Annotated in this window: 13 protein-coding genes; 6 read left to right on the top strand and 7 right to left on the bottom strand. The window is 70.8% G+C overall.

Going from position 1 to position 15,763, the window contains the following annotated elements:
- Nucleotides 1-19 precede the first annotated feature (19 nt).
- The 7 genes from OG408_RS01175 to OG408_RS01145 all read right to left on the bottom strand — a co-directional run bounded on the left by OG408_RS01175 (nt 20) and on the right by OG408_RS01145 (nt 6,113).
- Entirely contained in the window at nt 20-574 is a 555-nt protein-coding gene (locus OG408_RS01175) for a hypothetical protein (RefSeq protein ID WP_326667531.1), read from the bottom strand.
- Nucleotides 575-761: 187 nt separating this feature from the next.
- Nucleotides 762-1,988, bottom strand: coding sequence for a low temperature requirement protein A (locus OG408_RS01170; RefSeq protein WP_326667529.1), 1,227 nt, complete (start codon nt 1,986-1,988; stop codon nt 762-764).
- Nucleotides 1,989-2,094: 106 nt separating this feature from the next.
- Nucleotides 2,095-3,060 carry an aldo/keto reductase gene (locus OG408_RS01165; RefSeq protein ID WP_285567670.1) on the bottom strand — a complete coding sequence of 322 codons (966 nt, stop codon included), beginning with the start codon at nt 3,058-3,060 and terminating at the stop codon, nt 2,095-2,097.
- Nucleotides 3,061-3,092: 32 nt separating this feature from the next.
- On the bottom strand, nt 3,093-3,929 hold the full coding sequence (locus OG408_RS01160; RefSeq protein WP_326667526.1) for an amidohydrolase family protein: 837 nt from the start codon (nt 3,927-3,929) through the stop codon (nt 3,093-3,095).
- Between the two features lie 108 nt (nt 3,930-4,037).
- Entirely contained in the window at nt 4,038-4,361 is a 324-nt protein-coding gene (locus OG408_RS01155) for an L-rhamnose mutarotase (RefSeq protein ID WP_326667524.1), read from the bottom strand.
- Nucleotides 4,362-4,483: 122 nt separating this feature from the next.
- Complete coding sequence (locus OG408_RS01150; RefSeq protein WP_326667522.1) at nt 4,484-5,269, bottom strand: SDR family NAD(P)-dependent oxidoreductase; 786 nt, start codon at nt 5,267-5,269, stop codon at nt 4,484-4,486.
- A gap of 1 nt (nt 5,270) precedes the next feature.
- Nucleotides 5,271-6,113: a fumarylacetoacetate hydrolase family protein gene (locus OG408_RS01145; RefSeq protein ID WP_326667520.1), complete on the bottom strand. Its 843-nt coding sequence runs from the start codon at nt 6,111-6,113 to the stop codon at nt 5,271-5,273.
- Nucleotides 6,114-6,476: 363 nt separating this feature from the next.
- On the opposite strand from OG408_RS01145, the gene OG408_RS01140 reads away from it, so the two are divergent.
- The 6 genes from OG408_RS01140 to OG408_RS01115 all read left to right on the top strand — a co-directional run bounded on the left by OG408_RS01140 (nt 6,477) and on the right by OG408_RS01115 (nt 15,614).
- On the top strand, nt 6,477-7,310 hold the full coding sequence (locus OG408_RS01140) for a FadR/GntR family transcriptional regulator (protein ID WP_285567679.1): 834 nt from the start codon (nt 6,477-6,479) through the stop codon (nt 7,308-7,310).
- Nucleotides 7,311-7,777: 467 nt separating this feature from the next.
- Nucleotides 7,778-11,083 (top strand): discoidin domain-containing protein, encoded by a 3,306-nt coding sequence (locus tag OG408_RS01135; protein ID WP_326667516.1) that lies wholly within the window; start codon nt 7,778-7,780, stop codon nt 11,081-11,083.
- Between the two features lie 85 nt (nt 11,084-11,168).
- Nucleotides 11,169-12,266: an enolase C-terminal domain-like protein gene (locus OG408_RS01130; RefSeq protein ID WP_326667515.1), complete on the top strand. Its 1,098-nt coding sequence runs from the start codon at nt 11,169-11,171 to the stop codon at nt 12,264-12,266.
- Between the two features lie 110 nt (nt 12,267-12,376).
- Nucleotides 12,377-13,768, top strand: a complete 1,392-nt coding sequence (locus OG408_RS01125) for an extracellular solute-binding protein (protein ID WP_326667514.1) — start codon at nt 12,377-12,379, stop codon at nt 13,766-13,768.
- Nucleotides 13,765-14,706, top strand: coding sequence for a carbohydrate ABC transporter permease (locus tag OG408_RS01120; RefSeq protein WP_326667512.1), 942 nt, complete (start codon nt 13,765-13,767; stop codon nt 14,704-14,706). Before OG408_RS01125 ends, OG408_RS01120 begins: the two co-directional genes overlap by 4 nt.
- Nucleotides 14,703-15,614 (top strand): carbohydrate ABC transporter permease, encoded by a 912-nt coding sequence (locus OG408_RS01115; protein ID WP_326667510.1) that lies wholly within the window; start codon nt 14,703-14,705, stop codon nt 15,612-15,614. Before OG408_RS01120 ends, OG408_RS01115 begins: the two co-directional genes overlap by 4 nt.
- Nucleotides 15,615-15,763 lie beyond the last annotated feature (149 nt).

Below are 15,763 nucleotides of genomic sequence, written 5' to 3'. Positions count from 1 at the left end.
GCCCATGGCCACCGCCGACTCATCGCGATCTCAGCTCGCGGCTCCCGGCTCGGTTCATCGCGATGTTCCGGATCTTCTTCCTGCTGCCCGACTCGGCGAGCAGGGCGAGCACCGCGGGCGATGTCGAACCCTCGGCCAGGACGCGCTGCATCCAGTCCGTGACCTCCGACAGCTCGACCGGTGTCGGCACATGGCCGTCCTCGACGGACAGCAGGAACAGCCAGTCGTGGACGCGACGCCGGATGAACTCGCGGTACCCCTCCGTCTTGAGCGCGGCGATCTCCGGCAGCAGTCCGGCCGCCCACTGCCGGAACTCGGCAGGGCCGGTCACCTTCGTCGCGACCCCGTCCACCAGGGCGACCACGGCCGACTTGGACACCATTTCGAGGGGATCGCGCAGGATCGTGGACACGATCGCGCGATCGCGGTCGCGGCTGCGCGAGGAAGTGGTGACCAGCACGACGCGCCGGTACGCCGACGATCGCACATGCTCGTCCGCGACGGCATCGTCGACGTTCACGTCGAGGATGCCGGCCCCTGCGAGCAACTCGGCCACATCGGAATGCAATGTCATCGCTTCCCCCTTATTTCCCGTGCGGCGGGTGCCGTGGCTGGTGGTGAGAGGATTGTCGCCGAGGTCGAACGGCGGAGGTGTGCAGGGCTGGGAACGGTGGCCATCACCGGGGCAGCAGGAAACATCGGCTCCGTGGTACGCCGGGCGCTGCGCGGCGAGGTGGGCCGCCTGAAACCAGCGGCAGTGATCAGGTACGTCGTCGCGCCACATGCCCCAGCAGGCTCCAGCCCACCCCGGCGACCAGCAGCCACACCACTGCGACCGCGGGCAACCTGCCCCCGAAGGCTCCGAGCGTCAGCGACAGGGCGAGGGGCGGAAGCACGTGGCCGAGCAGTCCGCCCCAGCCGACCGGAACCTTCGCCGCCCGCCGCGACACCACCGCACCCACCAGACTGATCACCAAGTAGGTGGCGAAGCTCCCGCACAGTACCCAGCGCACGTTCTCCGTCAGCTCGCCGTGGAGGTGTTCCATCGACGCGCCGAGGCCGGCGGCCAGGGCGGTGAGCGCGCCGTTGGTGACGCAGTGGAGCAGGAGCACCAGGCGCGGTGGAAGGGCGGACTCGCGCAGGTTCGGCACGCCGCCGTAGCCGCACACGAGCGACAGCCACCAGATGGACACCAGCAGCAGGAATCCGGCGATTCCGATCGACCGCAGGGTGTGATCCCAGTCCGCCTCCGAGCCCACCGTCACCAGCTGGGCGACACCCTCGCCGAGCACGATGATGGTGAACAGGCCCAGCCGCTCACCGAGATGGACCGGATCGACGTGGGCCAGCGTGAAGTCGAGCCGTTGGCTGTCGCGTTCACTGATGCCGCCGCGCTTCTCGGCACGCCGCTCGACCGCGGCGCGGCGGGCCTCGGCATTCTCCTGGAGCTTGTGGGCGGAGAAGCTGAGCGTGGCCCACAGGTCGATGGCCAGACCCGCGCCCCAGAGCCAGTAACGCGCCCGGCCGTCCACCCAGATGGACACGATCCACGGCGTCACGCCCGCGCTGAACTGCGCGACGGGCCAGTCCACCAGCATCTGGCCGCGCCGCCGCCAAGCCCCGCTCGCCACGAAGCGCAGCACCACGTAGGTGACGGCGAACGCCCGCAGGTGCTCGCCCTCATGTACGCCCGCCACGGACGCGGCCAGGACGGCCATACCGAGCATGCCCAGCAGCATGGTCCGGGTGCGCGCCCGGTCACCGGCGACGTTCCCGTAGACCGTGAAGCACATCCAGATCGTCCAGAACGCCAGATAGAGGAGCGTGAACAACCCGACGTCGGCCAGGGACGGCTCACCGTGCAGCACGTGCGCCAGCTGCGCCGTGCCGGTCACGACGATCAGATCGAAGAAGAGCTCCAGCCATGTGGCATGGCGCTCCTCGGCCGTGGGCCGCTGCGAGGGTTCAGCTCTCTGTACATCTGACACTTTGTCACCATAATCGACGCCCGTTCCGAGGAGTGCCCAGCCACGCCATCCGTCCCACGTGGCCACCGCGGCCCGCCCGTGTCGGGGAGCGGAGTGCGGAGGACCGTCAGTCCGTCGCGTTCAGTTCGGCCCACAAGTGCTCCGGGACCCCGTGCGTGAGGTGGGTGGCTGCCGAGGAGACCTCCGCCGGGGTGCGGAAGCCGGCGAGGACGCAGGCGACGACCGGCTCGCGCAGAGGGAAGCAGAGGGCGGCGCGGGGGAGGGGGACACCGTGTTCCGCGCACCGGGTGGCGAGGGACCGGGCCCGGTCCAGGACGGCGGCGGGCACCGTGCCGTAGTCGTAGCGCCCGCCCGCTCCGGGGTGATCGGTGCTCAGCAGACCGGAGTTGAAGGGGGCCGCCGCGATGACGGAGACCTCGCGCGCGGCACACTCCGCGAGGAGCGGGGCGGCGGTGCGGTCGAGGAGGGTCCAGCGCCCGGCGACCATCACCACGTCCGGGTCGCCCTCGGCGACGAAGCGGCGCAGCGGTTCCACGCTGTTCATGCCGATCCCGATCGCGCCGACGACACCCTGCGCGCGCAGTTCGGTGAGGGCTGGCAGGGCCTCGGCGAGGGCGGTGTCCATGTGTTCGTCCGGGTCGTGGACGAGGGCGAGGTCGATGCGGTCGAGGCCGAGGCGTTCGAGGCTCGCCTCCAGGCTGCGCAGGACGCCGTCGCGGCTGTAGTCGGGGCGGCGGCGCAGTGTGCCGGGGACGGCGAAGCCGCCGGCGGCGAGGTCGGATCCGGTCGGTGAGGGGTGCGGTTCGAGGAGGCGTCCGACCTTCGTGGAGACGGTGAACTCCGCTCGCGGGCGGGCCCGCAGGGCCGCACCGAGGCGGCGTTCGGAGAGCCCCAGGCCGTAGTGCGGGGCCGTGTCGAAGTAGCGGACGCCCGCGTCCCAGGCGGTGTCCACGGCGGCGCGGGCGGTCTCCTCGTCGAGGGGGGAGTAGAGATTGCCGAGCGGGGCGGCGCCGAAGCCGAGCGGGCTGACTCTGACCTGGCTGCGGCCGAGGGTGCGGTGAGGGCTGGTCATGGTGGACTCCGTACTCCGTACCGGGGCGGGATTCAGTCGCGTACCGCGTACCACGCGGCCGCGTTGGTGCCGAGCACGGCGGCCCGGTCGGCGGGGGCGAGCGGGGCGAGGAGTTCCTCCGTGACGGCGAGGATCTCGTCGTACTCGGCGGTGAGACGGCACACGGGCCAGTCCGAGCCGAAGAGGACGCGGCGGGGGCCGAGCGCGCCGAGCAGAGTCGCCGCGTAGGGGGCGAGGGCGGTGGCCGGGCCGGTCTCCCCGGTACGGGTCAGGAGACCCGAGAACTTGACGGCTACGTTGGGGAGTTCACCGAGGGCCGTCATCGCTGCGGTCCACCCGGGGGCGGGGCGCGGCCCGATGACGGGGTTGCCCGCGTGGTCGAGGACGAAGCGCACATCGGGCAGCGCGCGGACGAGCGCGACGGCCGCCGTGAGCTGATCGGGGCGGACGAGGAGGTCGTACGCGAGTCCCGCCGCGCCGAGCGCGCGCAGCCCCTGCCGTACCTCGGGGCGGGTGAACCACGCGGTGCCTGGTTCGTCCTGGACGTTGTGGCGCAGCCCGGTGAGGAAGCGGCCGCCGGGCCGGCCGCGCAGCCGGTCGAGGGCGGCGGGCAGGTCGGGGTCGGTGAGGTCGCTCCAGCCGACGACTGCGCCGATGAACTCCTCCTCCTCGGCGAGGGCCAGGAGTTCGGGTGTCTCCCAGGGCTCGGGCACGGTCTGTACGAGGACGGCGCGGTCGACACCGGCCGCCGCGAGCGCCGGGCGCAGGTCGGCGGGGTGGTAGCTGCGGTGCAGGACAGGGCTCTCCCGGGTCCAGGCGTGTTCGTGCCGGTCCAGGTCCCAGAGGTGGAAGTGGGCGTCGATGCGCACGGTCGTCCTTCGGGCCGGCCCGTGCCGTACGGCGGTGCGGGCGCGTACGGCACGGGGGTGTGCGGGTGGTGCGGGACGGGGGGCCCCGGGGAGTGGTGCCCCCGGGGCTCAGTCCAGGTGGAAGACCTCTTCGGCGGGCACCCAGGTCTCGCCGGACGCGGCGCTCTCCACCGGCTGCTGACAGGGGTCGGTCAGTTCCCACCAGCGGCGTGTGGCGGGGTCGGCCGAGATGAGTGCCTGGTCGGCGTCGTAGTCCTCGCCGTAGTACTCCAGGTAGGAGAAGAGGAGTCCGTCGCGCAGGAAGATCGAGTAGTTCCCGATCCGGGCGCGCTTGAGGGTGGCGAGGACCTGCGGCCAGGCGTCGGCGTGCAGGGCGCGGTACTCGGCCTCCCTCTCCGGGCGCAGCCGGATGACGGAGGCGAAGCGGCGCACGGTACGCGGGGCGCAGGCCGTATCCGACCCGGTGTCCCCGGGCGTCGGGGCACCTGTCCCGGGTGCAGCGCCCCTGGCATCCGTGGCGGATGCGGGAGCGGAGGGCCGTTCGGGCACGGTGCTCACCCTTCCTGGCGCAGGCGGAGGCCGTCCATGCCGCCGTCGACGGCGAGGGCGGTGCCGGTCGTGGAGGCGGCCGCGGGTGACACGAGGTAGGCGACCGCCTCGGCGACCTCGTCGGCGCTCACGAGACGGCCGTGCGGCTGGCGGGCGGCGAGGGCGGCCTGCTCGGCGGCGGGGTCGTCGGCGCTCGCGAGGAGCCGGCCGACCCACGGCGTATCGGCCGTGCCCGGGTTGACGGCGTTGACGCGGATGCCCTCGGGGAGCAGATCCGCGGCCATCGCGCGGGTCAGCGAGAGGATCGCGCCCTTGCTCGCGGTGTACAGGGCGCGCTGCGGGAGCCCGGCGGTCGCGGCGATGGAGCCGATGTTGACGACGGCGCCGTGCGCGGAGATGCGCAGCGCGGGCAGGACCGCGCGGGTGACGCGGACGAGGCCGACGACGTTGACGTCGAGGACGCGGTGCCATTCGGCGTCGTCGTTGTCCTCCACGGCCCCCTGGGCGCCGATCCCCGCGTTGTTGACGAGGATGTCGAGGCCGCCGAGCACGCCGAGCGCCTCGGTGACGGCCGCACGGACCGAGGTGTCGTCGGCGAGGTCGGCGCGGACGAGTCCGGCCGTGCCTTCGGGGGCCTCGCCCGCGCGGTCCAGGACGACGACGCGGGCGCCGTGTGCGGTGAGGCGCAGGGCGGTCGCGCGGCCGAGGCCGGAGGCGCCGCCGGTGACGAGGGCGCGCAGCCCGGCGAGGGGAGCGGGGACGGTGGCGGTGGAGTCCGGGGCGGTGGTCATCTCATGCCTTTCCGAGGGTCTGGCGCTGGCGGCCGAGGCCGTCGATCTCGACCTCCATGACGTCACCGGGGTGCAGGTAGGGCGTTTCGGGGCTGCCGAGTGCGACACCGGCCGGGGTGCCGGTGTTGATGATGTCGCCGGGGCGCAGGGTCATGAAGTGGCTGAGGTAGCGCACGATCTCGTGGACGCCGAAGATCATGTCGTGCGTTCCGCCGTCCTGGCGGAGTTCGCCGTTGACCCACAGGCGCAGGCCGAGGGCCTGCGGGTCCGGCACCTCGTCGGCGGTGAGGAGCCAGGGGCCGAGCGGGTTGAAGGTGTCGCAGTTCTTGCCCTTGTCCCACTGGCCGCCGCGCTCCAGCTGGAACTCACGCTCCGAGACGTCGTTGCTGATGGCGTATCCGGCGATGCAGGCGTCGGCCGACGCCGCGTCGGGGAGGTAGCGGGCCTCGCGGCCGATGACGACGGCGAGTTCGACCTCGTAGTCCGTCTTGACGGAGGCGCGGGGGATCAGCACCTCGTCGTCCGGGCCGACGACGGTGTCCGGGGTCTTGAGGAAGACGATCGGCTCGCCCGGGACCTCGGCGCCGGTCTCGGCCGCGTGCTGACGGTAGTTGAGGCCGATACAGACGATCTTGCCGATGGATACGAGCGGGGGACCGAAGCGCTCGACGGGACCGGTCACCCCGGGGAGCGAGCCGAGGTCGCGTACGGCGAGGGCGGTGGCGAGCGTCGCCGGGGTGAGGTCGGCGCCGTCCAGCACGGGCGCCAGTTCACGCCAGGTGCCGTCCGGGCCGGAGACCACCGGCCGTTCCGCGCCGGGGGCGCCGATACGTGCGAGTTTCATCGCGGTCCTTTCGCAGGGAGGAGCGAGGGCTGTGAGCGAGGGGGACGCGCGGTCGTCGGGGAAGGCGACCGGAGGCGTTGCCGGAGGGTGGACCGGAGATGCGCCGGCGGAAGTGCGCCGGCAGGCGTGGCCGGCGGGCGTCGAGCGGCGTCATCCGGCGTACTTCGGTACGCCAGTACCATAAGAGTCTGATCCATTTGGCGCAATGCGGCCGATTGAAAGCCCTTTTGATGAGCCTATGATCCGTTTTGATCAGGTGACTAAAAGATTCTTTCCGCCACATCTTCCGAACACGTAACGCAGATGCAATAGTTGCGGCGGCCGATGAACCTGATTAATCCATCACCACCGGAGGGGAGTGCCGTGGGAGCGCCGAGGCAGACGCCGGACGGGAGCCACGAACCGGATCACGACCCGGGCCGTTACCGGCCCGGGTACGAACGGGTCGCGGAACAGCTGCTCAATCACATCGCCGAGCAGCAGCTCCGCCCCGGGGACCGGCTCCCGACCGAGCAGAGGCTCGCCGAACTCCTCGGTGCCTCCCGTAACGTGACGCGCGAGGCCGTCAAGACCCTCGCGGGGATCGGGAGGTTGAGCGTGCGGCGCGGCGCCGGCATCTTCGTGGCCGAGTCGGCCGGAGGCCTGGTGGACGGCGACCAGACCGTGCACTTCCGGCCGACCAGCATGGAGCACGTGCTGATGCTGCTCGACTACCGCACGGTGATCGAGACCGAGACCGCCCGTCGCGCGGCCTCGCTCGCCACCCCGCTGGAGGTGCGCGAGATCAGGAACAGCGCCACCACCACGGCGAGCACCGCGCGTGCCGGTGACGCCTACGGCTTCGCGGCGGCCGACGCGGCCTTCCACGACGCCGTCGGTGCGGCCGCGCACAACGTGTTCCTGCGGTCGAGCATCGGCAACATCCGCCGCCTGGCGTCCCAGTCCGACGTCCTGCTCTTCCACGGGGACGCGCCGGGTTCGCTGGACGTGGCGGCGGAGCAGCACCTCGCCATCGCCGAGGCCGTCGCCGCCGGCGAGGCGGAACGCGCCGCCGTGCTCATGGCCGAGCACATCGCCACGACCCGGCGGCAGTTCGAACGAAAGATCCGCGACCGGCTCTTCCACATGGACGAGCGGACGCAGCCGCCGGGATCACCCGGGCAGCAGGCCGACCCGCCCGCCGCCTCGGCCTCCTGAGGCCCACGCACCACCGCGCGAGGGCGGCCCACCGGCCCCCGCGAGCAGCACGAGCCACCGCGGGCCGCGCGGGGCGCCCCGTCAGGACGGGGCGCCCCAGCCCGGCACGTACCCCCGCGAGCCTCCCGCCCGGGGAGCCCGCACCACGAAAGGCAGCACCGCAGCCAACCTCGATACCGCCTAACAGCATCCCCCGTGGGGTGGCCCCTTCCGGGCCCTCGGCCCTCCCGGTCCGCGCGTGACCTGATCCGCGCCGCCGGCGGCCGTACAGCCCCTCCCCGCACACCGGTGTCCCGTTCCGGGACGGACGGATACCGGTCCTCGGCCTGAGCATCGCTCCGGCCACCTTCCCGGAGCCATGCCCCCGGCCGCCGCCCCCGCGGCCCCGGAGCGGCCGGCCCGGCCCCCAGACCCGGAGCCAGCCGCTCCGGGGTCCGGACAGCTTGTCCTTACGCGATGGGATACCCGTGTCCACACGCCCTGAGAACAACGCCCTGCCCACCAGGCTGCGAAGAGCCGCACTCGCCGCAGCACTCATCACCCCGGCCGCCCTCGTGCTGCCGCTCGCCCCCGCCGCCTCCGCGGCGCCCGCCGCGGCACCGCGCCCGGCCCTGACCGTGCACGTCTCCCCGCACGGCAGCGACTCCGGGACCGGCACCGCCGCGCGCCCCTTCAAGACGCTCGAACACGCCCGTGACCACGTGCGCGCGGTCAAGAAGCGCGTGCACGGTGACATCCGGATCGAGCTGGCCGACGGCACGTACCGCCTCGACCGCACACTCGTCCTCGACTCCCGCGACTCCGGCACGAACGGCTCCACCGTCACCTGGGCAGCCGCCCGCGGCGCGCACCCCGTGATCAGCGGAGGCAGGCAGATCACCGGCTGGCAGCCCGCCGACGGCGACGGCAAGGTCTTCAAGGCACCCATCGGTGACCTCCAGGCCCGGCAGCTCTACGTGGACGGCGAGCCGCAGACCCGTGCGCGCACCGAGAACGAGTGGCCCGGCGGCTGGCAGAAGACGAAGACCGGCTACACGTTCACCGACGACAGCCTCACCCACCTCAAGCACCCCTCCGACCTGGAGGTCGTGAGCAGTTGGGGCTGGAAGCTGATGCGCTGCCCGGTGGAGTCGGTCAACGGCCACACCATGACCATGCGGCAGCCGTGCTGGAACAACGCGAACCTCCAGGAAGGCCAGGAGATCACCACTCCGACCTGGCTGGAGAACGCCCGCGAGCTGCTCGACACACCTGGCGAGTGGTACATCGACCACGCGGCCGGGGAGGTCTTCTACTACCCGAAGCAGGGTCAGGACATCGGCCAGGCCGAGGTCACCGTGCCCACCGTGCAGGACCTCGTGGACCTCAACGGCACCGCGGCGGCTCCCGTCCGGGACGTCTCCTTCGACGGCCTCACCTTCTCGCACTCGACCTGGCTGGAACCCAGCTCCGACGAGGGCCACATCGAGGGCCAGGCCGGCTTCCGGATGGTCGGCGCGGACAACCCCGACTTCGACTCGACCAGGCTCGACTGGAAGAAGACACCGGGCGCCGTCAACACCGGCTTCACCCGGGACGTCTCCTTCACCGGGAACACCTTCACGCACCTCGGCGCGGCCGGGCTCAACCTCAACACCGGTAGCCAGTCCACCGAGATCACCGGAAACGTGTTCCGGCAGATATCCGCGACCGGCATCCAGATCGGCGGCGTCGACTACTACGACGACGCCCACCCGGCCGACAAGCGCAACGTGGTCAAGGACACGACCGTCACCGACAACGTCGTGACCCGGGCCGCCGACCAGTACCACGGTTCGCTCGGCATCCTCGCCGGCTACACCGACCACACCACGATCACGCACAACAAGGTCTACGACCTGCCCTACAGCGGCATCTCGGCGGGCTGGGGCTGGGGCCTGACCGACAAGGGCGGCAACCCCTCGTACGTCGGCAACGGCAAGGTCCCCGTCGCCACGACACCGACCACCAGCCGGAACACCGTCATCTCGTACAACGAGATCGGCGACATCATGAAGCACCAGGCGGACGGCGGCGCGGTCTACACGCTCGGCGCCAACCCCGGCGGCCGGGTCAGCGACAACTACATCCACGGAGTCCCCGAGCCCGCCTACGGCGCCGTCTACCACGACGAGATGAGCCGTGGCTGGACGAACACGAACAACGCGTTCTGCGGCGTGGCGTACCAGTGGATGCTGATGAACCACGGCATCGAGAACAACGCCTCGGGCAACTTCACGGACAACCAGGGCTACTCGGTCCAGGGCGGCAGCTTCGACAACACCGTCCAGGACAACGTCAAGGTCGGCGGCTGCGACCAGCTCCCCGCCTCGATCGTGAAGAACGCCGGACTGGAGGCCGCCTACCAGCACCTCGACCCGGGTCCCGTCGTCACCGACCGCACTCCGCCCACCAGGCCCGGCGCACCGAAGGTCACGACGGACTTCCCGACCGTGGCCGATCTCAGCTGGGCCGCGTCCAAGGACGACAAGGGCGTCACCGGCTACACGGTCCACCTCGACGGCAAGCTCGTCAGCGCCTCCGGTTCCACCGCGGTCCGCATCGCGAACCTGAAGCAGAACACCACCTACCGCTTCCAGGTCCGGGCCCGCGACGCGGCCGGCAACGAGTCCCCGTACAGCACCACCACCGTCGTACGCACACCCAAGGGCGACGACCTGGCGCTGGGACACCCCGCCACCGCCTCCTCAGACTCCGAGGGCAACACGCCGGCGAAGGCCGTGGACGGCGACCCGGGCACCCGCTGGGCCCAGGGCCTCGGCCTGCCTGACCCCTCCTGGATCCAGGTGGACCTCGGCGCCTCGTACGACGTCAACGGCGCCATCACCACCTTCGAGAAGAGCAAGGGCTACCGCTACCGCGTCGAGGTGTCGCCCGACGAGGTGCACTGGAAGCCGCTCGTCGACCGCACCGGTGCCGACACCACCGAGGCGACCGACTACGCGCATGCCACCACCCCCGTCACCGGCCGCTACGTCCGGCTCACCCTGACCGGCACCAGCGGCAACGGCGGCAGCATCTTCGACTTCCGGGTCTACGGCACGAAGGCGAAGGTCACCGACCGCACCGCCCCCACCGCGCCCACGTCCCTCACCGCGAAGGTCCTGCTCCCCGGCAGCGTCCGGCTCGACTGGCCGGCCGTCTCCGACGACAACGGTGTCACCAGCTATGCGGTCCTCCAGGACGGCAAGCGCGTCGCCGTCACGGGAGACACCTCGCTGCGGATCGACGGGCTCGCACCCGAGACCCGCTACACCTTCACCGTGACCGCGCGGGACGAAGCACTCAACACCTCGCCCGCGAGCCCGGAGGCGGTCGTCACCACCCCCGCCGACACCGACCTCGCCCTCCACAAGGAGGCCACCGCCTCCTCGGACTCCGAGGGCAACACGCCCGCCAAGGCCGTGGACGGCGACAACGGCACCCGCTGGGCCCAGGGCCTCTTCCTGCCGGACCCCTCCTGGATCCAGGTCGACCTCGGCACGAGCACCCCGGTCTCCGCGGTCGTCACCACCTTCGAGAAGAGCGGCGGCTACCGCTACCGCGTCGAGTACTCCGCCGACGGCAAGGAGTGGTCCACCTTCGCCGACCGCACGGACAAGGCCACCACCACCCAGACCGACAACGCCGTCGCCGAACAGCCGGTGGAGGCCCGCTACCTGCGGCTCACCGTGACCGGCTCCAGCGGCAACGGCGCCAGCATCTACGAAATCCGCGCCTACGGCGGCTTCTAGGGGAGCCGGGGGCCCGTCCCACGACGGGCCCCCACCCCGCCGCCGTCATCGCGGACGCACAGGAAAGACGAGACGAAAGCCACTCATGAAGATCACCAGCGTCGAAGTGCACCGGGTCGAGGTACCGCCCGCCGACCCTCCCTTCCTGTGGCGGGAAGGGCTCGCCGGGAGCGCCCGGGTGGGCGACGGTGCGGTCCTGCACCTCGGGACCGACGAAGGTGCGGAAGGCGTCGCGCTGTTCGCCCGGCCGGGCGCGTACGCCATGCTGACGAGCCTCGTGGACGTGGTCTTCCGCGAGGAACTGCTCGGCGCGGACCCCTTCCAGCGCGAGTGGCTGTGGCACCGGGTCTGGGAGCTCGACCGCATCCACGAACTCCCGCTCCCGGCCCTGGGCCTCATCGACACCGCCCTGTGGGACCTCGCGGGCCGCTACTACGACGAACCCGTGTGGCGGCTGCTCGGCGGCTACCGCACATCGATACCGGCCTACGCCTCGACCTCGACCTTCGCGAACACCGAGGAGTTCCTCGACGTCGCCGACCAGAGCCTCGCGCTGGGCTACCGGGGCATCAAGCTCCACGCCTGGGGCGACGCCCGCCGCGACGCGGCACTCTGCCTCGCGCTGCGCGAGCACGTCGGCCCCGACGTCCCGCTCATGTACGACGGCTCCGCCGGCTTCGACCTCCCGGACGCCATCCACCTGGGCCGGGCGCTCTCGGAGGCGGACTACCTCTGGTACGAGGAGCCGATGCGGGAGTTCAGCATCAGCTCCTACCGGCGGCTCGCGGAGTGCGTGGACATCCCGCTGCTCGTCGCCGAGACCTCCGACGGCGCCCACATGAACGCCGCCGACTTCATCAAGGCCGGGGCAGCCACCTTCGGGGTACGGGCCAGCACCAACCTGCGCGGCGGAGTCACCGGGGCCATGCGCATCGCGCACCTCGCGGACTCCTTCCAGCTCCGCGCCGAGGTGCACGGCTCGGACCTGCCCAACCACCACCTGTGCATGGCGATCCCCAACACGACCTACTACGAGTCCCTCGTGACCTCCGCGCACGTCGTGCGCGAGCGCCACGTGGATGCCGATGGCCTGGTGCACGCACCCACCGCACCCGGCATCTCCCTCCCGCTCGGCCTGGGTTACGGCAAGACGCTGGAGCCCTTCGTCGAAACCCCGCGCTGAACGACGTGGGTGCCCCGCCCGCGCCCCCGTGCGGGCGGACACCCCGGCGCCCGCCCCACCGGCGCACCGCCCCCTCACCGCAGACTCCCCGTACAACGAAAGGCAGGACAATGAGGTCTCTCCGATCTGCCGGAGCCGGCCGGGCCCGTGCCACCCGCACCGCCGCCGCCGTGCTCTCCCTGACCGCCGCGGCGCTCCTCGCGGGCTGCGCCAGCGCGGACACCACCTCGGACACCGGCAGCTCCCCGGCCACGGCGAAGGACTTCAAGCAGGCCGAGCAGAAGGAGGGCTCGCAGATCACCGTGTGGGCCGACTCCACCCGGCTGCCCTCCGTCCAGGCGTACCAGAAGGCACACCCGGACACGAAGATGAAGATCGTCACCTACGACGGCGGGGCCGACGGCTCCACCTACCTCCAGTCGAAGGTGCAGCTCTTCGACCGCACCGACAAGGGCTGGCCCGACGTCGTCTTCGGTTCCCCCACCGACGTCACCTGGGCCTCGCAGCCGACGAAGCCGGGCGCGCAGCCCTTCGCCGCGCCGCTCGACGACGAGCTCGTCCCCCGGGCGACCCTGGACGGATTCGCCAAGGGCTCCCTCACCCCCTGCGAGTTCAACGGTCACACGTACTGCCTGCGCAACGACATCGCCCAGGTCGTCCTCTGGTACAACAAGCCGCTCATGGACAAGTGGGGCTACCAGGTCCCCACGACGTGGGAGGAGTACGAGGCGCTCGGCAAGAAGGTCGGCAAGGAGCACCCCGGCTACCTCGTCGGATCGGTCGGTGACACCAACTCGCACGAGTCCTACTTCTGGTCCACGAAGTGCCCCGCGTACCAGCTCACCGAGCCCGACACGCTGCGCAGCAACCTCTCCGACAAGAACTGCACGCGCACCGCGAAGCTCCTCGACAACCTGATCGACGCGAAGGCCGTCGCCACCAAGGGCTTCTTCTCGCAGGGCTTCGCGAAGAACAGCGGTGACAAGGTCCTGATGGCCTACGGCCCGTCCTGGTACGGCCAGTACCTCTTCAAGACCGCCTTCAAGGTCCCCTCGAAGACGATGGCCGTCGCGCCCCCGCTCAAGTGGCAGGGCGAGACCACCGCCAGCACCGGAAACGTCGGCGGCGGTGTGTGGATGGTCTCCTCGCACAGCAACAACCTGAAGGCGTCCACCGACCTCGCCACCTGGCTCACCACCTCGGACGAGAACCAGAGCGCCGCGCCGACCTACCCCGCGTACACCAAGGCCGCCCAGGCGTGGCTGAAGAACCCGGCGAACAGCTCCTACTTCGCCGGTGACGTGAGCGAGGTCTTCCGGAGCGCCGCCGACGCGGTGTGGACCGGCTGGTCGAACACGAAGTTCCCGGACGCCACCGCCTGGTCCAGCGCGGTGCTGCCCAAGCTGACCGAGGGCAAGAGCCTCACCTCGGTGCTGCCCGACTGGCAGAAGGAGATCAGCAACGAGGCCAAGGCCGACGGATACCAGGTGACCAACGAATGACCGTCCTGGAGACCCCCCGCGTCTCCACCGGCACTCCGCCCCGCGACGGCTCCGCGCCGTCGCGGCCGCGGCGCCGCCGGCTCAACGCGGGCTACTTCTTCGTCGCCGGATACACGGTGCTCCTGCTCGCCTTCGGCGTCTTCCCGACCGCCTACTCCTTCTACCTCGCCTTCACCAACGACCGGGGCCAGTTCACCGGCCTCAACCAGTTCACGAAGGTCGCCAAGGACTACCGGTTCCTGCCCGCCTTCGAGCACATGCTGGTCTACCTCGTGCTGTGGCTCGTGGTCCTCGTCGTTCTCGTGGTCCTCGTCGCGGTCGTCCTGCGCGGCCGCATCCGCCCCGGCACCTCCGCCCTGCTGCGCTTCCTCTACTACATCCCCGGCGCCCTCGCCGGGGTGGCGAGCGTCCTCGTCTGGCTCTTCATGCTCGACCCGGACGTGAGCCCGGTCTCCTGGCTCCTCGAAGCCATGGGCATGCACTCCTTCGCGGCGGTGCTCGCACCGGGACACCTGCCGGTCATCCTCATGCTCATCGCCTTCTGGACCGGCGCGGGCGGCTGGATGGTCGTCATGTACGGGGCACTCAACAACATCCCCGACGAGGTCCTGGAAGCCGCCCGGATGGACGGGGCCGGACCCTGGCGCACCGTCTGGCACATCCAGATCCCCATGATCCGCCAGTGGATCGTCTACATGGCGATCATGGCCTTCGCCACCGGCACCCAGCTCTTCGTCGAGCCCCAGCTGCTCCAGACCGCGAGCCTCGGCCGCGTGAGCCCCACGTGGTCGCCGAACCAGCTCGCCTTCGTGTTCGCCTTCCAGCAGGGCGACTTCAACGGAGCGGCGGCCATCTCGGTCTTCCTGCTGAGCCTCGGTCTCATCGCCGCGGGTCTGCTGGTCGCACGCTCCAACCTGTTCTCCCTGGACGACAAATGACCGACATCCCCCTCGCCGCCCGCACCGGCCGGCTGGCACGCCCCTCCAAGTTCCTCTCGTTCGCGGTGATCGGCGCGCTCCTCGCGGTGCTGCTGGTCTTCTTCGTGCTGCCGGTCATCTGGCTGCTGCTCGCGCCCAGCAAGACGGCCGGACAGATCACGCACGACAACCCGCTCTCCTTCGGCTCCCTCGGCCAGATCGGCACCGCCTGGAAGCACCTGTTCGATTTCCAGGACGGCGTCATGGCGCACTGGCTGCTGAACTCGGCGATCTACAGCGGCGGTTCGCTGATCCTGACGCTCGCCGTCAGCATCACGGCCGGCTACGCGCTGGCACTCACCAAGTTCAAGGGCCGCAAGACGCTGCTCACCGTCACCCTCGTGACCATGATCATGCCGCAGGCGACGCTGGTCCTCCCCGTCTTCCTGGAGCTGAACAACTTCCACCTCATCGGCACGGTCTGGTCGGTGATCCTGCCCTTCTCGTTCTACCCCTTCGGCGTGTATCTCGTGTACATCTACTTCGGCAGCAGCCTGCCGCGCGACCTGCTCTCGGCGGCGCGCATGGACGGCTGCAACGAGTGGCAGCTCTTCACCAAGATCGCGTTGCCGCTGGCCAAGCCGGTCGTCGGGCTCGTCGCCTTCTTCAGCTTCGTGGGTAACTGGAACAACTTCTTCCTGCCCTACCTCGTGCTGCCGGACAGCGACCAGTTCCCGGTGCAGGTCGGCCTCAACCAGCTCCTCACCTCGACGCCGAGCTTCAACCCGGTCGCGGGCGCGGGCCTCAACATCACGATCCCCGAGCTGGCGCTCGCGATCGTCGTGGCGATCCTCCCGGTTCTCGTCCTTTTCCTCTTCTCACAGCGCACCCTCGTCTCCGGCATGCTCGCGGGAGCGACGAAGGAGTGAGCGCACGCCGCAGCGGCGGGTGTCCGAGCCCTCGGAGGGCGTCAGGAACACCCGCCGCGTCGCGGCGTCCGAGCGCGGTGCCGACGGCTCGTGGACGAGGTCCGGTCGATCCCGCTGATCCGGTGCGCCGGCGCCCGATGCCAACGGAC

The organism is Streptomyces sp. NBC_01257, from assembly GCF_035917255.1.
Taxonomy (GTDB): domain Bacteria; phylum Actinomycetota; class Actinomycetes; order Streptomycetales; family Streptomycetaceae; genus Streptomyces.
Note: the sequence above shows the minus strand (reverse complement) of the source record. Positions and strands in the feature narration are given on the sequence as shown.